Origin of the sequence: Nocardia sp. CA-290969, assembly GCF_050936135.1 — a bacterium.
Classification (GTDB): Bacteria; Actinomycetota; Actinomycetes; order Mycobacteriales; family Mycobacteriaceae; genus Nocardia.
The window spans coordinates 5,288,222-5,303,700 of sequence record NZ_JBNJNJ010000001.1; the positions used below are offsets into that span (position 1 = coordinate 5,288,222).

The window sequence follows — 15,479 nt, forward strand, 5'->3', positions numbered from 1 at the left end:
ATTCCGCCTTCTGGACGGCAGACTTCACCACCGTGGCCGATCCACCACGGCATCCGGGGAGTACCCACCCGCGACCCCGATTTCCCCTTGTCTTATCCAGGCCATACGAGTTGACAATCGAGGCGCCCCTCACAACAGTGGTAGCCGCGCGTTCTCCGTCGGACGCATGTTCCACCCCCCAGCAGACATAGAGGAATTCATGAACGTACGCCAGCTCTATGTCAGCGCCGCCGCCGCGGGGCTGACTCTTCTGGCCGCTCCCGCCGCCAGCGCTCAGATCCAGATCCCGCTGCCTTCCCTGGCCGGTACCGGTTCCTCGGCCGCCGACGCGGTGCTCGGCGCCACCGGTTCCGCGCAGCTGGCGCAGACCGGTTCGGCCGGCGGCGCTTTCAAGAACTGTGACGAAGCGCGCGCCGCGGGCCGGGCGCCGATCTTCCGCGGTGAACCCGGCTTCGGACCGCACCTGGATCCGGACGGCGACGGGTTCGCTTGCCCCACCGTCTGATTCGATCTCACTGCGCACGAACGCCCGGTGACGGAGTTTTCCGTCACCGGGCGTTGTCGTATCCGGGATCAGCGCAGGATCTTGAACAGCAGCGCGCCCGCGAGCAGTGCGCCCACGCCGATGAGCGTGTACTTCACCTTCGGCTCGTTCACCTTGGCCAGCGCCAGCTGTTTGGTGCCCTCCGCGATCCGCTGCGGATCGGCCCGCACCGCGATCTCGTCCAAGGTGCTGGCCAGCCGCTCCCGCGCGGCCTCGATCTCCTGCTCGATCCGCTCGGTATCCTTTGCCACCTTCACGCCTCCTGTACCTGGTCTGCCGCGTCCGCCGGCGGCCGATTATCACCCCTGGGTCGCGGCTGCCACCGCGGTGCGCCGGGGTTCGGGCTCGAGTGTATCCGTGGTCACGGGGGCGGCGGTTCGGTCGACCCCGGCGCGGCCGGTCGCCCGCCGCAGCGACACCGCCGGCCCGCGACCGCGTCTCGCCGCGCCGAGTCCGCGTCCGGGAGTCGGCGGCTTCGGTTACGGTGCGAGGGTGACCGATAACCAGCGACTCTCCCCGGGCGATCAGGCACCCGAATTCACTCTCCCCGACGCCGACGGCAACGAGGTGTCCCTGGCCGATTACCGCGGCCGCAAAGTGGTGGTGTACTTCTATCCCGCGGCGAGCACACCCGGCTGTACCAAGCAGGCGTGCGATTTCCGGGACAATCTCGGCGAACTGAACGAGGCCGGCCTGGCGGTGATCGGGATCTCCCCCGACAAACCGGCCAAACTCGCCAAGTTCCGCGATGCCGAACAGCTGAACTTCCCGCTGCTGTCCGATCCCGACCGCAAGGTCCTCACCGAATGGGGTGCGTTCGGCGAGAAGACCATGTACGGCAAGACGGTGACCGGCGTCATCCGCTCGACCTTCCTCGTCGACGCCGACGGGAAAATCGAAGTGGCGCAATACAACGTCCGCGCCACGGGGCACGTCGCCAAGCTCCGCCGCGACCTTTCGGTGTAGTCGCGGACACAGTGCGGCATCCGCCGGTGCTCGCGTGGCATCGGCGGTGCGCGCGCGGACCGCGACGTCCGGCCTCGATCCCGTGGCGACCGGTCGTCATCGGGCGGCGCCGACCTCGCACGGATCGCGCTTGTTGCCGGGTTCCTCGACGAACGCGATCCGTGCGGGAATCCGCCGCGGGTGCTCACGCGTAGGAATCGACCAACCGTTCGTAGCCGTCGAGCAGTAAGCCCAGACTCCGTTCGAAGAACAGGTCCTCCCAGGATCCCTCGTCCTGTTCGAATGCCTGGGCCCGTACCGCCGCGGTGACCGCGGGGAAGCGTTCGGGGTCCAGTACGCGATCGAGAATGCCCCAGTCGCCTTCGGATTCCGGGTTGGCGGGGTCGATTTCGGTGATGAGCCGGACCCGTCCGATCACGAACAGTGACAGGTTCATCACCAATTGCAGTTTGATCGGTTCGGGCACCCGGGTCGGCGCCAGCGCCGAAAGTCCGGCCTCCAGCCAGGCCATGTTGTTGGGCCCCAGCGGGGGCGCGCTGAACCTGATGCTGAGCCAGCCCGCGTGCTGTGCGATCAGGCGGTACTCCGCCCACGCCCACTCGTGCAGTGCCGCCCGCCACGGGGTGCCGGGCGGAGTCTCCGGGGGCGTCCCGAGCACCCGGTCCAGCGCGATTTCCACCAGGGTCGCCTTGCTGTCGACATAGCGGTAGAGCGACATCGCGGTGAACCCGAGGCGCTCGGCGACCTTGTTCATCGACAGCGCGCCGATCCCTTCCTCGTCGACGAGTTCGATCGCGGCGTCCACGATCTGTTCCAGACGCAGCCCGCGCCGGGGCCCACGGGTGCCCGCCGACGCGAGACCCCACATGAGCTCGATCGATTTCGGCAGCGGCCGTTCGGCGTCCGGAACGGCCGCTGTCCCGTCGGAGGCAGCCGTATCCGGGCCGTTGTCCGCTGCGCTCGGCATAGCTCCGATGTCCTTCCGTGTACTTGCCCGACCGGGGTTCCGGTGGCACGCCCGGCGCGATGAGCCGGATACCGGCTCTTCCTGGCGCCTCCCTTCCTATACCACTCGCTTTCGCGCTGCTCTTGCGCCCCGTTCCGAACTGTGTACGATCTAATCAGAATATATGCCATATACAGTTTATCCGGCATGCAGTTCTTCGAATGGAGCCCCGATGACCGCCCCACCCGCCATCTCTCTCGCCGGACTCGGCAAATCCTTCGGTGATCACCGGGTCCTCGCCGGTATCGACCTCGATATCGCGCGCGGATCGGTGTTCTCCCTGCTCGGCCCCAACGGGGCCGGGAAAACCACGATGGTGCGCATCCTCGCGACCCTGACCAGGCCCGACCACGGGACGGCCCGGGTGGCCGGATTCGACGTAACCGGCGAAGCCGACCGGGTCCGCGGCGCCATCGGCGTCACCGGTCAATACGCCGCGCTGGACAAGGTCCTCACCGGTACCGAGAACCTGCGCATGGTCGGCCGCCTGCTGCATCTCGGCCGGTCCGAGACCCGCCGGCGCACCAGCGAACTACTGGAGCGATTCGATCTCGCCGACGCCGCGAACCGGCCCGCGAGCACCTATTCCGGCGGGATGCGCCGCCGCCTCGATCTCGCCATGAGCCTGATGGGCCGCCCCGAGGTGGTGTTCCTCGACGAACCCACCACCGGCCTGGACCCGCGCAGCCGGCGGGAACTGTGGCAGGTGATCCGGGAACTGGCCGACGACGGCGTCACCATCTTCCTCACCACCCAGTACCTCGAGGAAGCCGATCAGCTCGCCGACCGGATCGCGGTCCTGCACGACGGCCGGATCGTCGCCGACGGCACGCCGGCCGAGCTCAAACAGCTCACCCCCGGCGGCCATATCCTGTTCCGCTTCGCCGACCGCGCGGGACTCGCCGCGGCCGCCCGCGTCACCGGATTCCCCGAGACCGATCCCGCCGAACTCACGTTGCAGGTCCCCTCCGACGGCCGGGTCGCCCACCTCAAACATCTGCTGGACGAGTTCGCCGCCCTCGACATCACCGTCGAACAGCTCAGCGTGCACACGCCCGATCTCGACGATGTGTTCTTCGCCCTCACCAGCCGCCCGGCCGAGGCCATGGCAGCGGTGTCCTGACCACCCGGTCCCCGCAACCCGTTACTCACAGAGAGCCATTCGCGTGACCACCCTCACCCATTCCGCCCAGGACGCGGCCACCATGACGGCCCGCAATCTGCGCCACACCCTGCGCAGTCCCGACTCGCTGATCAGCACCCTCGCCCTGCCGATCATGATCCTGCTGATGTTCGTCTACGTCTTCGGCGGCGCCATGGATGTCGGCGACGGCACCTTCGTCGATTACGTGGTTCCCGGGATCATCCTGATGTGTGCCACTTTCGGCGCCGCGACCACCGCGGTCGGCGTTTCCGTCGATATCACCGAGGGAATCGTCGACCGGTTCGGCACCATGGCCATCAGCCGCTCGTCGTTCCTCACCGGGCATATCGCCGAAAGTCTGCTGCGCAATATGACGGCCACGGCGATCGTGGTCGCGGTGGCGCTGGGCATCGGCTTCCGTCCCACCGCCGATCCGGTGCGCTGGCTGGCCGCCGCCGCGGTGCTGGCGCTGGTGGTGCTCGCCCTGTCCTGGCTGTCCGCCTGCTTCGGGTTGATCGCCAGTAGTCCGGAGGCGGCCAACGGGTTCACCATCTTCGCGATGTTCATCCCCTACGTGAGCAGCGCGTTCGTTCCGCCGGAAACCATGCCGAGCTGGCTGCGGGGCTTCGCCGAACACCAGCCGGTGACCCCGGTGATCGAAACCCTGCGCGGGTTACTGGTCGGCACACCGATCGGCAACAGCGCGATCCTCGCGATCGTCTGGTGGGGCGGTATCGCGGTGCTGTCCTACGCGACAGCGCTGGTCCTCTTCCAGCGCAAGACCCGCGGCTGATCCGCACTCCCCCGCCGATCCGGTGGCCGCGGCCGGTGTTGCGTGCCCCGGATCGGTGCCGTCCGGGTGGTGAGACATGACAGACTCGCCGTCACATTCCCGTACTCTCCCACCACCACCTTCGGCGTACCGCTAGCCTGGGACATGTGAACGTACGTACGGAGGCCACGGTGAAACGGCGTCCGGACCCTGCGCTGGAACTGGAACTGCAGGACGATCCGCAGGAACTCATGCCACGGCGGCGTCCGACGCAGGAGCGCAGCAAGCGGAAGTTCGACGCGTTGCTACAGGCATCCCGTGAACTTCTGGTCGAGGTGGGTTTCGAATCGTTCACCTGTGAAGAGGTCGCGGCCCGGGCGGAGGTCCCGATCGGCACCCTCTATCAGTTCTTCGCCAACAAGTACGTCATCGTCTGCGAACTGAACCGGCAGGATCTGGTCGCGGTATCCCAGGAGCTGGCCGATTTCCACGGCGAGATCCCCTCGCTGGACTGGCTGCGGCATATGAACCAGTTCGTCGACCATCTGGCCAGTCTGTGGATGACCGACCCGTCCCGCCGCGAGGTCTGGCTGGCCATGCAGTCCACCCCGTCCACGCGGGCCACCGGCGCGATCCACGAAAAGGAATTCGCCGAGGTCGTCTCGCAGATGCTGCGGCCGCTCACCCCGCGCACTCCCCGCGGCCGGCGCACCATGATGGCCGAGGTGCTGGTGCACGTGGTGTATTCGATGCTGAATTTCTCGGTGCAGGACGAGCAGAGCCACGCCGACGCCGTCGCCGAACTCAAACGCCTGATGGTCGCCTATCTCCTGGTCGCGGAAAAAGAATCCCGCACCGCCAGCCAGGGCTGAACCACCGGCGTACGTGCAGAAAGCCCCGGAGTGGCGGACACTCCGGGGCTTTCTTTGTTTCTGCCGACTCCGTCAGTTCTCCGGTGACCGGCCCTCGATCAGGTCGGCCAGCTCACCCGGATCCTCCAGCACCACCATGGCGGCCGCGGTATCCCCGTCGTGGGTGAGCGACAGGTGCACCCGTACCCGGGGCAGGAACTCCGCGGCCAGGCCGTGCAGTTTGATGCTCGGCCGGCCCCACGCGTCGTTCACGACCTCGATCAGCGGGTACGGGTTGTCCCCGATCTGCGGGCGGCGGGCGAAGCGGGAGGAGGCCCAGGCTTTGAGCACGGCCTCCTTCGCCGCCCACCGCGCCGCATAGCTGCGGGCCGGGTCGGTGGCCTTGCTCTGGCAGTAGCGCCGCTCACCGGCGGTGAAACTCTCCCGGAGCATGGTGGTTCCGGCCCGTTGCAGTTGTTCGCTGAACTCGGAGATGGTCACCAGGTCCAAGCCGATTCCCAGGATGGTCACAGTGGCGCAGCCTACGGGGTACCGGCCGCGGCGGCATCGGTATCGCCGCCGATGAACCGGCCGGTCTCGCAACCGGACCCGTCGACCTGGTAGATCCCGTCGCCCAGCCGAGCGGTCTCCGACAGCAGCATCTCGGCTTCCAGCCCGCGCACCTGCGCGGCCGGAGTGCCGTCGCCACCGAGCCGCCGGTCGGCCGGACGCTCGTAGAGCGCGGCCCCGCCGCACATCGCCTCGACGATGCGCTGCCGCCCGGCCAGCTGCCGTTCCTGTGCCCGGCGCTGGTACTCCTCACGCCGGCCCGGTTCGATCGCCTGGACGAACGCCTGCGGATGTACCACCGCGAGCAGGCCGGAGACGTGCCCGAAGCCGAGCGAGGTCACCAGACCGGCCTTGAGCGGGAACCGGTCGCCGAACCGCAGCGCCTCGCGCAACCACACCAGATGCGGGTATTCGCGCATCTTGTCGTCGACACAGTCGAGGCTGCGGTTGGGCGGCACCACACCGTTTTCCAGCACCTGGCACAGGCCGATGAGCTGGAAGGCGGCCGCACCGCCCTTGGCGTGCCCGGTGAGGCTCTTCTGCGAGACCACGAACAGCGGGGCGCCGTCGGAGCGGCCGATCGCCGCGGCCAGCCGTTCGTGCAGTTCGGATTCGTTCGGATCGTTGGCCGCGGTCGAGGTGTCGTGTTTGGAGACCACCGCGATATCGTCCGGACCCACACCGAGTTTGCGCAGTTCCGCGGCGAACCGGGATTCCCGTCCGCCCCGGCCCGCACCGAGCGCGCCGAGTCCGGGCGCCGGGATGGAGGTGTGCACGCCGTCGGCGAAGGACTGCGCGTAGGCCACCACGCCCAGCACCGGCAGACCCATCTCGAGCGCGATATCGCCCCGGGCCAGCAGCACGGTGCCGCCACCCTGCGATTCCACGAACCCGCCGCGACGGCGATCGTTGGCCCGGGAGAAGTACCGGTCGCTGATTCCCTTGGCGCTCATGGCCGCCGAATCCGCGGTCGCGGACATATCGCCGAAGCCGACGATGCCCTCGATCCCCAGATCGTCGAAACCACCGGCCACGACCACCTCGGCCTTACCGAGCTTGATCTTGTCGACACCCTCTTCGACCGATACCGCGGCGGTGGCGCAGGCGGCCACCGGATGCACCATGGCGCCGTAGCTGCCCACATAGGACTGCACCACATGCGCCAGGGCCACGTTCGGCAGCGCTTCCTGCAGGATGTCGTTGGGCCGCGGTTCGCCGAGCAGGTTGTCCACGTAGAGCGACCGCATCGAGGACATCCCGCCCATACCGGTGCCCTGGGTGTTGGCGACCAGGCTGGGATGCACCCAGGTCATCAACTCGGACGGGCTGAACCCGGATCCGACGAACGCGTCGACGGTGCAGGCGATATTCCACAGCGCGACCCGGTCGATCGAGGACGCCATATCGGCGGAGATACCCCACACCGTGGGATCCCAGCCGGTCGGGATCTGGCCGCCGACAGTACGCGAGAGTTTCGCGCGACGCGGCACCCGGATCTCGGTGCCCGCCTTACGGGTCACCGTCCAGTCGCCGGAGTCGGCGACCGGGGTGATCACCGTATGCTCCGGTGCGGCCGCGTGGAAGGCCCGCGCTTCGGCTTCGCTGCCGACGGTGAAGGACAGATCCTGGTCGAGGAACACCGAGGTCATCAGCGGGCTGCTGTTGTCGACCATGGCGGCGTCGTCCTCGTAGCGGCGGATACCGCAGCGTTCGACGACGGCGTCGTGATAGCGCTCGGCCAGTTCGGCTTCCGGTACGTAGTCCCCGGATTCGGTGTCGTACCAGCCCGGCTTCGGATCGTTCTCCCAGGTCACCATGCCGGTGGTCCAGGCGAGTTCCAGCACGCCGGCCGCCGACAGCTCGTCGGAGACCTCCATCTCGAAGCGGGTGCGCGCCGAACCGTAGGGCCCGAGCTCACCGGCGCCGACGATCACGACCATATCGCTGAGATCGGCGGTCACCGTGCCCCATTCGGGAACCGGCAGCGCCGAGGTCAGCGTCGGCGGGGCGGGCAGCGCGGAAATCCGCGGGGCGTCCGATTCCTCGGCCACCTCGGCGACCTCGGCGTCCGCGGCCTCCTGCGCCTGCCGGGCCAGTTCGGGCAGATCGAGTTTCGCCCCGGCCAGCCCGCCGGTGAGGTCGACCTGCTGCGGACCCGTCTCGGTCGTCGAACGTGCCTGAGCGGTGGCCCATTTCAGCAGTTCGTCGGCGATCTCACCGGTCGACCAGGTCTGCACCCCGGCCTTCTCCACAGCCTCGACCATGGGGTCGTTATGCCCCATCAGCCCGGTGCCGCGAACCCAGCCGATGAGCGCGTGCACCAGCGTGACCCGCGCCGCCCACGACTTCTCGGCACTCCATTTCGCGACCACCGCGTCGAGTGCGGCCTTGGCCTCACCGTAGGCGCCGTCGCCGCCGAACAGCCCGCGGTTGGGCGAACCGGGCAGCACCACATGCAGTTTCGCATCGACATCGTGATCGGCGCCCAACTTCGACAGGCCGCCGATCAGCCGCTCGACCGACCACAGCAGGACCCGCATCTCCATTTCGGCGCGCGCGCCGGCGTCGGAGAGGTCACCGGCGACCCGCGGGGCCGCGAACGGCAGCAGCAGGGTCGGAGTGAAGGCGTCCTTGGTCTTGATCTTCGCGCCGCCGGCATTGTCGACCTGTTCGGTACCGACCCACTCGATCAGGGCGTCGATATCGGTGTAGGAGGCCATATTCGCCGGGACCACCCACAGCGCGGCACCCTGGCGGGCGTTGGCGCGGTAGAGGTCGCGGTAGAAACCGAGCCGGTGGTCGTCGAGACGGGAGGTCGTGACGATCACGGTCGCGCCGCCGCCGAGCAGGCGTCCGGCCACCGCGGCGGCGATGGAGCCCTTGCTGGCGCCGGTTACCACGGCGATCTCGCCGGACCACTCACCCGCACCCGATTCGTCGCGGGCCGCCGCGGCGATCCGCTCGTAGTGTCCGGCCAGTACCGAGCGGGCCTCGTGCACGGCCCGCTGCCGCCACCAATCCGCCTGCGCGGCAACGGCTTCGCCCGCACCGATGAACCCGTCCACCGGCAGCTGGGCGGCCTGTGCGTCCTCCCCCAGCCACAACCGGGCCAGATCTTCGCGCGCCGTGGCCCACCGGTCGTCGATGAGCACCGCCTTACGGGCGTCGAACGCCGGCGCGACCAGCCGCGGCCAGTCCGAGCCCAGTTCGGCCGACACCAGATCGACCAGGCCGTCGTCGGCAGACTCCGCCGCGGAGACCTGTTCGTTCAGGCCGAGCTGCTCGAGGACCAGGCGGGCGGCCGAGGCCAGCACACCGTCTTTACCGGTGATCTGCTCGGTGAACTCGCCGAGCGCGGCGGCATCCACGGTGCCCCCACCGGACCCACCGGCCGCGGGCAGCGATACCGAGATCCCGCGCCGGGCGGCCACCGCCTGGACGGCGGCGTCGATGGCGGCGTCCACGGACGCACCGTCGGTGAGTGCCCCGGAAACGAGGCCGCCCAGGTCACCACCGCGTACGCTGGCGCCCTCGCGGGTGCCCAGCGAAACCTCGGCGGTGATGTGGCTGGCCCAGCCGTCGCCGAGTTCCCAGACCTTCTTCACCCGTTCGGCGATCGCTGCCGGACGTTTACCGGACGGCCCGAACACCTTGCGGAGGTGGTCGTTGATGGCATCGCTGAGTACCGAACCGAACGGCTTGTAGGTGCGGGCGAGCCGTTCCACGGTGGCGGAGAGCGCACCCATATCGGCGTCGGCGGCACCGTCGATCGCGCCGAGCGAAAGCTCGGAGCCCAGGTCGACGAGCAGCTGGTTGCGGCGCGAGGACACCCCGTCGCACAGGCCCTCGATGGTGTCGACCGGGCCGATCTGGTCGATGCGGAGCTTGGTCCACAGCGCGATCAGCACCCTGGTCGCGTCCGCGGCGGTGAAGGCGATATCGTCCGGCCGCGGTCCGCCGGTGCCCGCCGGGGCGGCGGGTGCGGCAGGCGCGGCGGCCGGGGCCGCCGCGGCGGCCGCCTCGGTGACCTCGTCGACCGGTTCGTCGACGGGCGCCGGATCGGTATCGGTCGAGTACACGACCGCCGCCTCGCGCTCGATATTGAGCACTTCCACGGTGGCGGTGGCGAAATCGGGCAGCTTCAGGGTCTGGCTCGCCAGGTTGGCGACGGTCGGGGTGGCCCCGAGGCCGACCTCGACGAACCGCTCCACACCCAGTTCGCCGAACAGCAGGTCCTGGGTTTCGATCCACCGCACCGGGCTGGCGAACTGCCAGGCCAGCAATTCGATCAGCACCACCCGGCACAGTTCGCTCGGCCGCTGCGACCAGGAGTCGAAATCGGCGAGCACGGCGGCCAGCGGCTCCGAGGGCACCAGCTCGGCGATTTCGGCGATGAACTCACGGTCCAGCGAGAACAGCCGCGGCACCAGGTTCGGGATGTAACGCCCGACGAGGACCTCCGGACGCAGTTCGGCCGGCAGCAGCTGTTCGAGTTTGCCGCGGAATTCCGGCACACCCTTGCGCAGCACGGTCGAATGGAACGGCACGTCGATACCGGGAACCAGGATGAAGGCGCGTTTCCCGCCGAATTCCTCGCGGCGCCGCTCGATTTCGGCTTCCAGGGCCTCGAGACCGGCGACGGTACCCGCGATGGCGTACTGCGCGCCGCGCAGGTTGAGGTTCACCACCTCGAGGAATTCCCCGGCCGCTGCGCCGACACCGGCGACGAAATCGATCACCTCGTCGTCGGGCAGCCCGATCTGCGAGGGCCGGATGGCGGCCATCCGGTAGTCGCTGCGGCCCTGCGCATCGCGCGGCACCAGCTCGTGCATGGCCGAACCGCGCTGGAACACGACCTCGAGTACGGCTTCCAGCGGCAGCACCCCGGCGACCGCGGCGAGTGCGTTGTATTCGCCGACCGAATGCCCGGCCAGCAGCGAACCCTCCACGAACGCCCCGGCCTCACGCAGTTCCGCGACCTGCGCGACACCGAGGGTCGCCATGGCGACCTGGGTGAACTGGGTCAGGTGCAGGACGCCGTCCGGGTGCCGGTGCTCGACACCGCGCGCCTTCAGATAGGTCGGGTTGTCGCGGACCACGGCCAGGATGGAGAAGCCCAGCGCTTCCCGGGTGTGCTTGTCCGCGCGATCCCAGATGGCCTTGGCGGCCTTGGAGCGGGTCCGGGCGTCCAGGCCCATACCCTTGCGCTGGATGCCCTGGCCCGGGAATGCGTAGACGGTCTTGGGGGCGGCGGTGCGACCGGTCGCGGTCATCACCAGATCCCCGGCGGCCCGGCAGGACACCTCGAGGATCTCCTCGCCGGCGTCCACCGCGACCCGCTCGACCCGCACATCGATCTCCGCGCCCGGGCGCACCATGCCCAGGAAACGGGTGGTCCACGCGGTGAGAGTACGTGCCGGGACAGTAGCCTGCGGATCAACCGCCGAGACGGCGTGCTGCGCGGCGGCCGACAGCCACATACCGTGCACGATCGGGCTGCCCAGACCGGCCAGTTTCGCGGCGGCGTCGCTGGTGTGGATCGGGTTGTGATCGCCGGAGACCGCGGCGAAGGCGGCCATACTGCGCGGCGCGACCATGGTCACGTCGCGGCGCCGGCGGCGCGGGGTCTCGGTGGCCTCGGCGCTCACGGTGCCCGCGGCCCGCGGCGGATCGGTCAGCTCGCCCGCGCCGGAGCGGCCGCGGATGGCGAACCGCTCGACCAGCCGGGCCAGCGGCACCACGTCCAGGCCCTGATCGCGCATCTCACCGACGGTGACGTTCACCTCGACGACGCGGCCGAGGTCGGTATCGACCACCGTCCCGGATTCGGCGCGCACCACGAGAATGCTGGTGACATCGGGCAGTTCGCGCAGCAGCTCGATCTGATGATCGAGATGCACCAGGTCCAGCATGCCTTCGATCACGCTGGCGGCGGACTCGGTACGCGCCGCGCCCAGCACCGCGAACACGGCCGGCCAGCACGCGCCCACCAGCACGTCCGGCACCGTGCGGCCCAGTGTGCTCAGGTTCGCCGGCAGCCCGGCCCCGGTGACTCCGGCGTGGTCGGCGATCAAATCCGGCGTCCAGGCCAGATTGACGTGCGCGACATTACCTTTCACCTCGGGCAGCGCCTGACCGGCCGCGACGGCCAGCAGCGCCGACATGGCGGCGTCGGCATCGGCTTCGGTGACCACCGGCGCCCCGCCGTTGTACACCGACACCGGCACGGTGATCCGGATCCGCACGCTGTGCCCGGCGGTCAGCGGAACGGCGAGTTCCACATACGAATGTTCGGCCTCGGGACCTTCGGTCTCCACGAGCGTGGCGCCCGTCGGCGGATGCACCGCGCCCTTCTCGTCCACGGTCCACTCGTGCAGATCACCCAGCCGGTGCACCGGGTTGACCGTCGCGCGGCCCGACCAGTTCACATCGGGGGCGGCCAGCACCACGTCGATCGGCCCGCTGGTCACCGCGGCGACCCGGCGCGCGTCGACGGCGGCCGGGACGACCCCGTCGCGCACCAGCGCATAGGCGGCGTCCTGTTCGAACCGGTCCAGCAGTTCGCCGACGGGCTCGTCGACCCGGGTGATGCCGGCCACCGACACAGTGCCCGGGATGACGCAGACCTGATCGGCGGAGTAACGCGGATCATGGGCCTGCCACAGCGAATCCGAACGCCACCAGCGCCGCACGTCCTGGTCCACCACCGGGACGAAGTTCACCGGTTTACCCGCCGTCTTGCACAGGCTGATGAAGAACGGCACGTCCGCCGGGTGCAGCAGCGTCTGCCCGGCCGCCGGATACTGCTCCGACAGCCGCGCGATGGCCGCGGCCGGATTCTCCAGATCCGCATCGCGGAAAAGGGATTCGATCTCGCCGCGATCGGCCGGTGCGAGCCGCGCCTCGGCCCGGCGCAGCATCTCCGCGAACCGGTCGCGCCAGCTGATGTCCAGCCAGACCGAGCGGGTGGAGGCGGCGATCGCGTCACCGAGATCGGTTCCGCAATCGAAGTCCGCGCGGCATTCCTGGCCCACCGCCAGTTCCACATACCGCTGCAGCCAGGCCTCGTAGGTCATGGCCGGCACATCACCGAAATACGGTTTGGCGGTCGCGTTCAGGGCCTCGATGATCTCGGCGCGCCGCTGGGCGACGGCGTCCGCGTCACCGGCGACCTCGTCGAGCAGCCGCCCGGTACGCGAGGCGGCGTTGTCGATTTCGTGGATATCGGCGCCGAGCTGGCTGCGGCCCGAAGCCATACCGCCGCTTGCCGTTCCGGCGCCCACCCAGTCGGGGGTTCCGGGGGTGTCCACCAGGAGTTGTTTCACCTCGGGCGCGGTGGTCGCCTCGAGGGTCGCCATCGCCGCGGTGCCCACCAGCACACCGTCCAGCGGCATCGCCGGGTAGCCGTGCGCGGCCGACCAGGCGCCGGTCAGATATTCGGTGGCCCGCTCCGGGGTCCCGATCCCACCGCCGACGCAGACCACGACGTTCCCGTGGGTGCGCAGTTCGGCGTAGGTCGCGAGCAGCAGATCGTCCAGATCCTCCCAGGAGTGGTGCCCACCGGCCTTACCACCCTCGATATGCATGATCACGGGGTAGTCGGGCACCTCGCCGGCGATCCGCAGCACCGCGCGGATCTGCGCGACGGTGCCCGGTTTGAACGCGACGTGGCTGATCCCCACCTCGGTCAGTTCTTCGATCAGCGCGACGGCTTCCTCGAGCTCCGGGATACCGGCGGTGACGATCACACCGTCGAACGGAGCGCCCGCCGCGCGTGCCTTCTGAACCAGCCGCTTCCCCCCCAGCTGCAGTTTCCACAGGTACGGGTCCAGGAACAGCGAGTTGAACTGCACCTGCCGTCCCGGATGCAGCAGCTCTTTGAGCTCTTCGACCCGATCGGCGAAGATCTGCTCGGTCACCTGGCCGCCACCGGCCAGCTCCGCCCAGTGCCCGGCGTTGGCCGCGGCGGCGACGATCTTGGCGTCCACCGTGGTCGGTGTCATACCGGCCAGCAGGATGGGCGAACGTCCGGTGAGGCGGGTGAACGAGGTCTCGACCACGATCCGCCCGTTCGGCAGCCGCACCGGCTTCGGCGCGAACGCCGACCAGGGCTGCGCGACCTCCGGCGCCGCGCCCGGGGTGAGCAGGCTGCGCTGCCCGGCGCGGGTCGCCACCGCGACCATGCCGACCCCGCTGCCCTTCAGGGAGCTACCGCTCACCCGGGACAGCAGATCGCCGGGCCCGAGGTCCAGGATCCACTCCGCGCCGGCGCCCACCATCTCGTCCACGGTCACCACCCAGTCGACCGGTTCGACCAGGATGTCGCGGGCCATCTGCCCGGCCAGTTCGGTATCGAGCCCGCACTGCGCGGCCCAGCCCGAGACCAGGTCGACGGTGTCGCCCAGCGCCGGGTGGTGGAACGCCACATCGACGTCCAGATCTTCGAACACCGGCGCGAACACCGCGCCACCACGCTGTTTGGCGGCCCGCTCCCGATCCTGTTCTGCGTGCAGCTGCTCGCAGCGCTGACGTACCCGCAGCAGCGCGTCCGGGGTTCCGGAGAGCACCACGCGGCGGCGTCCGTTGCGGATGGAGAGCACGGCCGCGGCCATCGGGTCGGCGCCCGCGAAGACCTCGTCGAGCACGGCCTGAAGCTCATCGGGGTCGATATTGGATACCGCGACCATCGAGGAGCGCTCACCCACCGGCATCAGCCCGCGCCGCCGCGCGACCAGTCCCGCCGCCGCGCCGACGAGCTGGCCGATGGCCAGCATTTCCGCGTCACGTTGCCCGCAGGTCTTCACCGCGGTCGCGGCCAGCAGGCCCTGGGAATGCCCGACGACCGACACCGGCGCGAATTCGGCCGGGTCCAGTCCCTGCAACCGCAGCGCGCGCAGCGCGGCGAGCTGGGTCAGCAGTACACCCGGCATCGACACCGCCGCCGAGCGCAGCACCCGATCCGACGGGGCGTCGGAGACCACGGCCTCGTCCTCGTCGTCGGCGAGGTCGTCCTCCAGCATCCACGCGACCGGATCGAAACCCACCGGCCGCACCGTGAGCAGCTGGTCGGCCACCGGCTCCAGCAGCCCGGCCGCCTCGTTGACCAGAGCGGTCAGTTCGGGCTCCAGCGCCGCGTCGCGGGTGATCTCGGACAGTTCCCCCAGCCAGCTCGCGCCCTGCCCGCCGAAGGCCAGGGCATAGGGAGCACCGGCCCGCAGCCGGTCCAGCAGGGGCGTGCGATTCGTCTCGGAGACAGTCCGGCTCCCCCGGTATCCGGGCCCGGACTCAGTGCTCTCGTTAATCGTCAAGACGCTTCGACTTTCTCTCGTGGCAACAGGTCTGCGGAGACTTCCCCGGCTCCCGGCCCGCGCGCGGGTATTCCCCGCTCGACGGCCTGATATTGCGAGGATCGCACAAAATCATGAGGGAACCCTCACGTTTCTCCCCGGGCGCGCCCCTTACCCACCGGTATTCACGTACCGTCGTACCAGAATGCTCAGAAACATGACCCTCCCTCACGTTTGAACCCGCAGGTGAGGCCGCCTCCTTACCCCGGCGAAACATGAGCACCCCTCATATTGACGGTTACCCAATCGTTATAATCGCAGGTGGGGTTACCGGTCAGT

The 15,479-nt window shown here is 69.2% G+C and carries 9 protein-coding genes; 5 read left to right on the plus strand and 4 right to left on the minus strand.

Annotated elements, in window-relative coordinates; all coding sequences use genetic code 11:
* The first annotated feature begins 199 nt into the window (after positions 1-199).
* Positions 200-505: an excalibur calcium-binding domain-containing protein gene (locus ACQEVO_RS24255; RefSeq protein WP_280418775.1), complete on the plus strand. Its 306-nt coding sequence runs from the start codon at positions 200-202 to the stop codon at positions 503-505.
* Positions 506-573: 68 nt separating this feature from the next.
* Here the strand turns inward: ACQEVO_RS24255 and ACQEVO_RS24260 are convergent, their stop codons facing one another.
* Positions 574-795, minus strand: coding sequence for a DUF3618 domain-containing protein (locus ACQEVO_RS24260; RefSeq protein WP_063130515.1), 222 nt, complete (start codon positions 793-795; stop codon positions 574-576).
* 241 nt (positions 796-1,036) lie between these two features.
* Here ACQEVO_RS24260 and bcp point away from each other — a divergent pair, with 241 nt between their 5' ends.
* On the plus strand, positions 1,037-1,510 hold the full coding sequence (gene bcp / locus ACQEVO_RS24265) for a thioredoxin-dependent thiol peroxidase (protein ID WP_432917302.1): 474 nt from the start codon (positions 1,037-1,039) through the stop codon (positions 1,508-1,510).
* Between the two features lie 184 nt (positions 1,511-1,694).
* Here the strand turns inward: bcp and ACQEVO_RS24270 are convergent, their stop codons facing one another.
* The gene (locus ACQEVO_RS24270; protein ID WP_432917305.1) at positions 1,695-2,477 is read right to left on the minus strand and encodes a TetR/AcrR family transcriptional regulator; all 783 of its coding nucleotides are present in this window, start codon (positions 2,475-2,477) and stop codon (positions 1,695-1,697) included.
* A 211-nt stretch (positions 2,478-2,688) separates the two neighbouring features.
* Between ACQEVO_RS24270 and ACQEVO_RS24275 the strand changes: the two genes are divergently transcribed.
* From ACQEVO_RS24275 to ACQEVO_RS24285, 3 genes are all read left to right on the plus strand, one after another.
* Entirely contained in the window at positions 2,689-3,639 is a 951-nt protein-coding gene (locus tag ACQEVO_RS24275) for an ATP-binding cassette domain-containing protein (protein ID WP_432917308.1), read from the plus strand.
* Between the two features lie 82 nt (positions 3,640-3,721).
* Entirely contained in the window at positions 3,722-4,453 is a 732-nt protein-coding gene (locus ACQEVO_RS24280; RefSeq protein WP_432922975.1) for an ABC transporter permease, read from the plus strand.
* Positions 4,454-4,683: 230 nt separating this feature from the next.
* Entirely contained in the window at positions 4,684-5,304 is a 621-nt protein-coding gene (locus ACQEVO_RS24285) for a TetR/AcrR family transcriptional regulator (protein WP_084493442.1), read from the plus strand.
* 72 nt (positions 5,305-5,376) lie between these two features.
* Here ACQEVO_RS24285 and acpS read toward each other — a convergent pair whose 3' ends face one another.
* On the minus strand, positions 5,377-5,814 hold the full coding sequence (acpS, locus tag ACQEVO_RS24290) for a holo-ACP synthase AcpS (protein ID WP_432917311.1): 438 nt from the start codon (positions 5,812-5,814) through the stop codon (positions 5,377-5,379).
* Positions 5,815-5,825: 11 nt separating this feature from the next.
* Entirely contained in the window at positions 5,826-15,161 is a 9,336-nt protein-coding gene (locus tag ACQEVO_RS24295) for a fatty acid synthase subunit beta domain-containing protein (protein ID WP_432917314.1), read from the minus strand.
* Positions 15,162-15,479 lie beyond the last annotated feature (318 nt).

Coding starts and splice junctions, on each gene's coding strand:
- ACQEVO_RS24255 (WP_280418775.1), top strand. CDS start 200: ATGAACGTACGCCAGCTCTATGTCAGCGCCGCCGCCGCGGGGCTGACT.
- ACQEVO_RS24270 (WP_432917305.1), bottom strand. CDS start 2,477: ATGCCGAGCGCAGCGGACAACGGCCCGGATACGGCTGCCTCCGACGGG.
- ACQEVO_RS24275 (WP_432917308.1), top strand. CDS start 2,689: ATGACCGCCCCACCCGCCATCTCTCTCGCCGGACTCGGCAAATCCTTC.
- ACQEVO_RS24280 (WP_432922975.1), top strand. CDS start 3,722: ATGACGGCCCGCAATCTGCGCCACACCCTGCGCAGTCCCGACTCGCTG.
- ACQEVO_RS24285 (WP_084493442.1), top strand. CDS start 4,684: ATGCCACGGCGGCGTCCGACGCAGGAGCGCAGCAAGCGGAAGTTCGAC.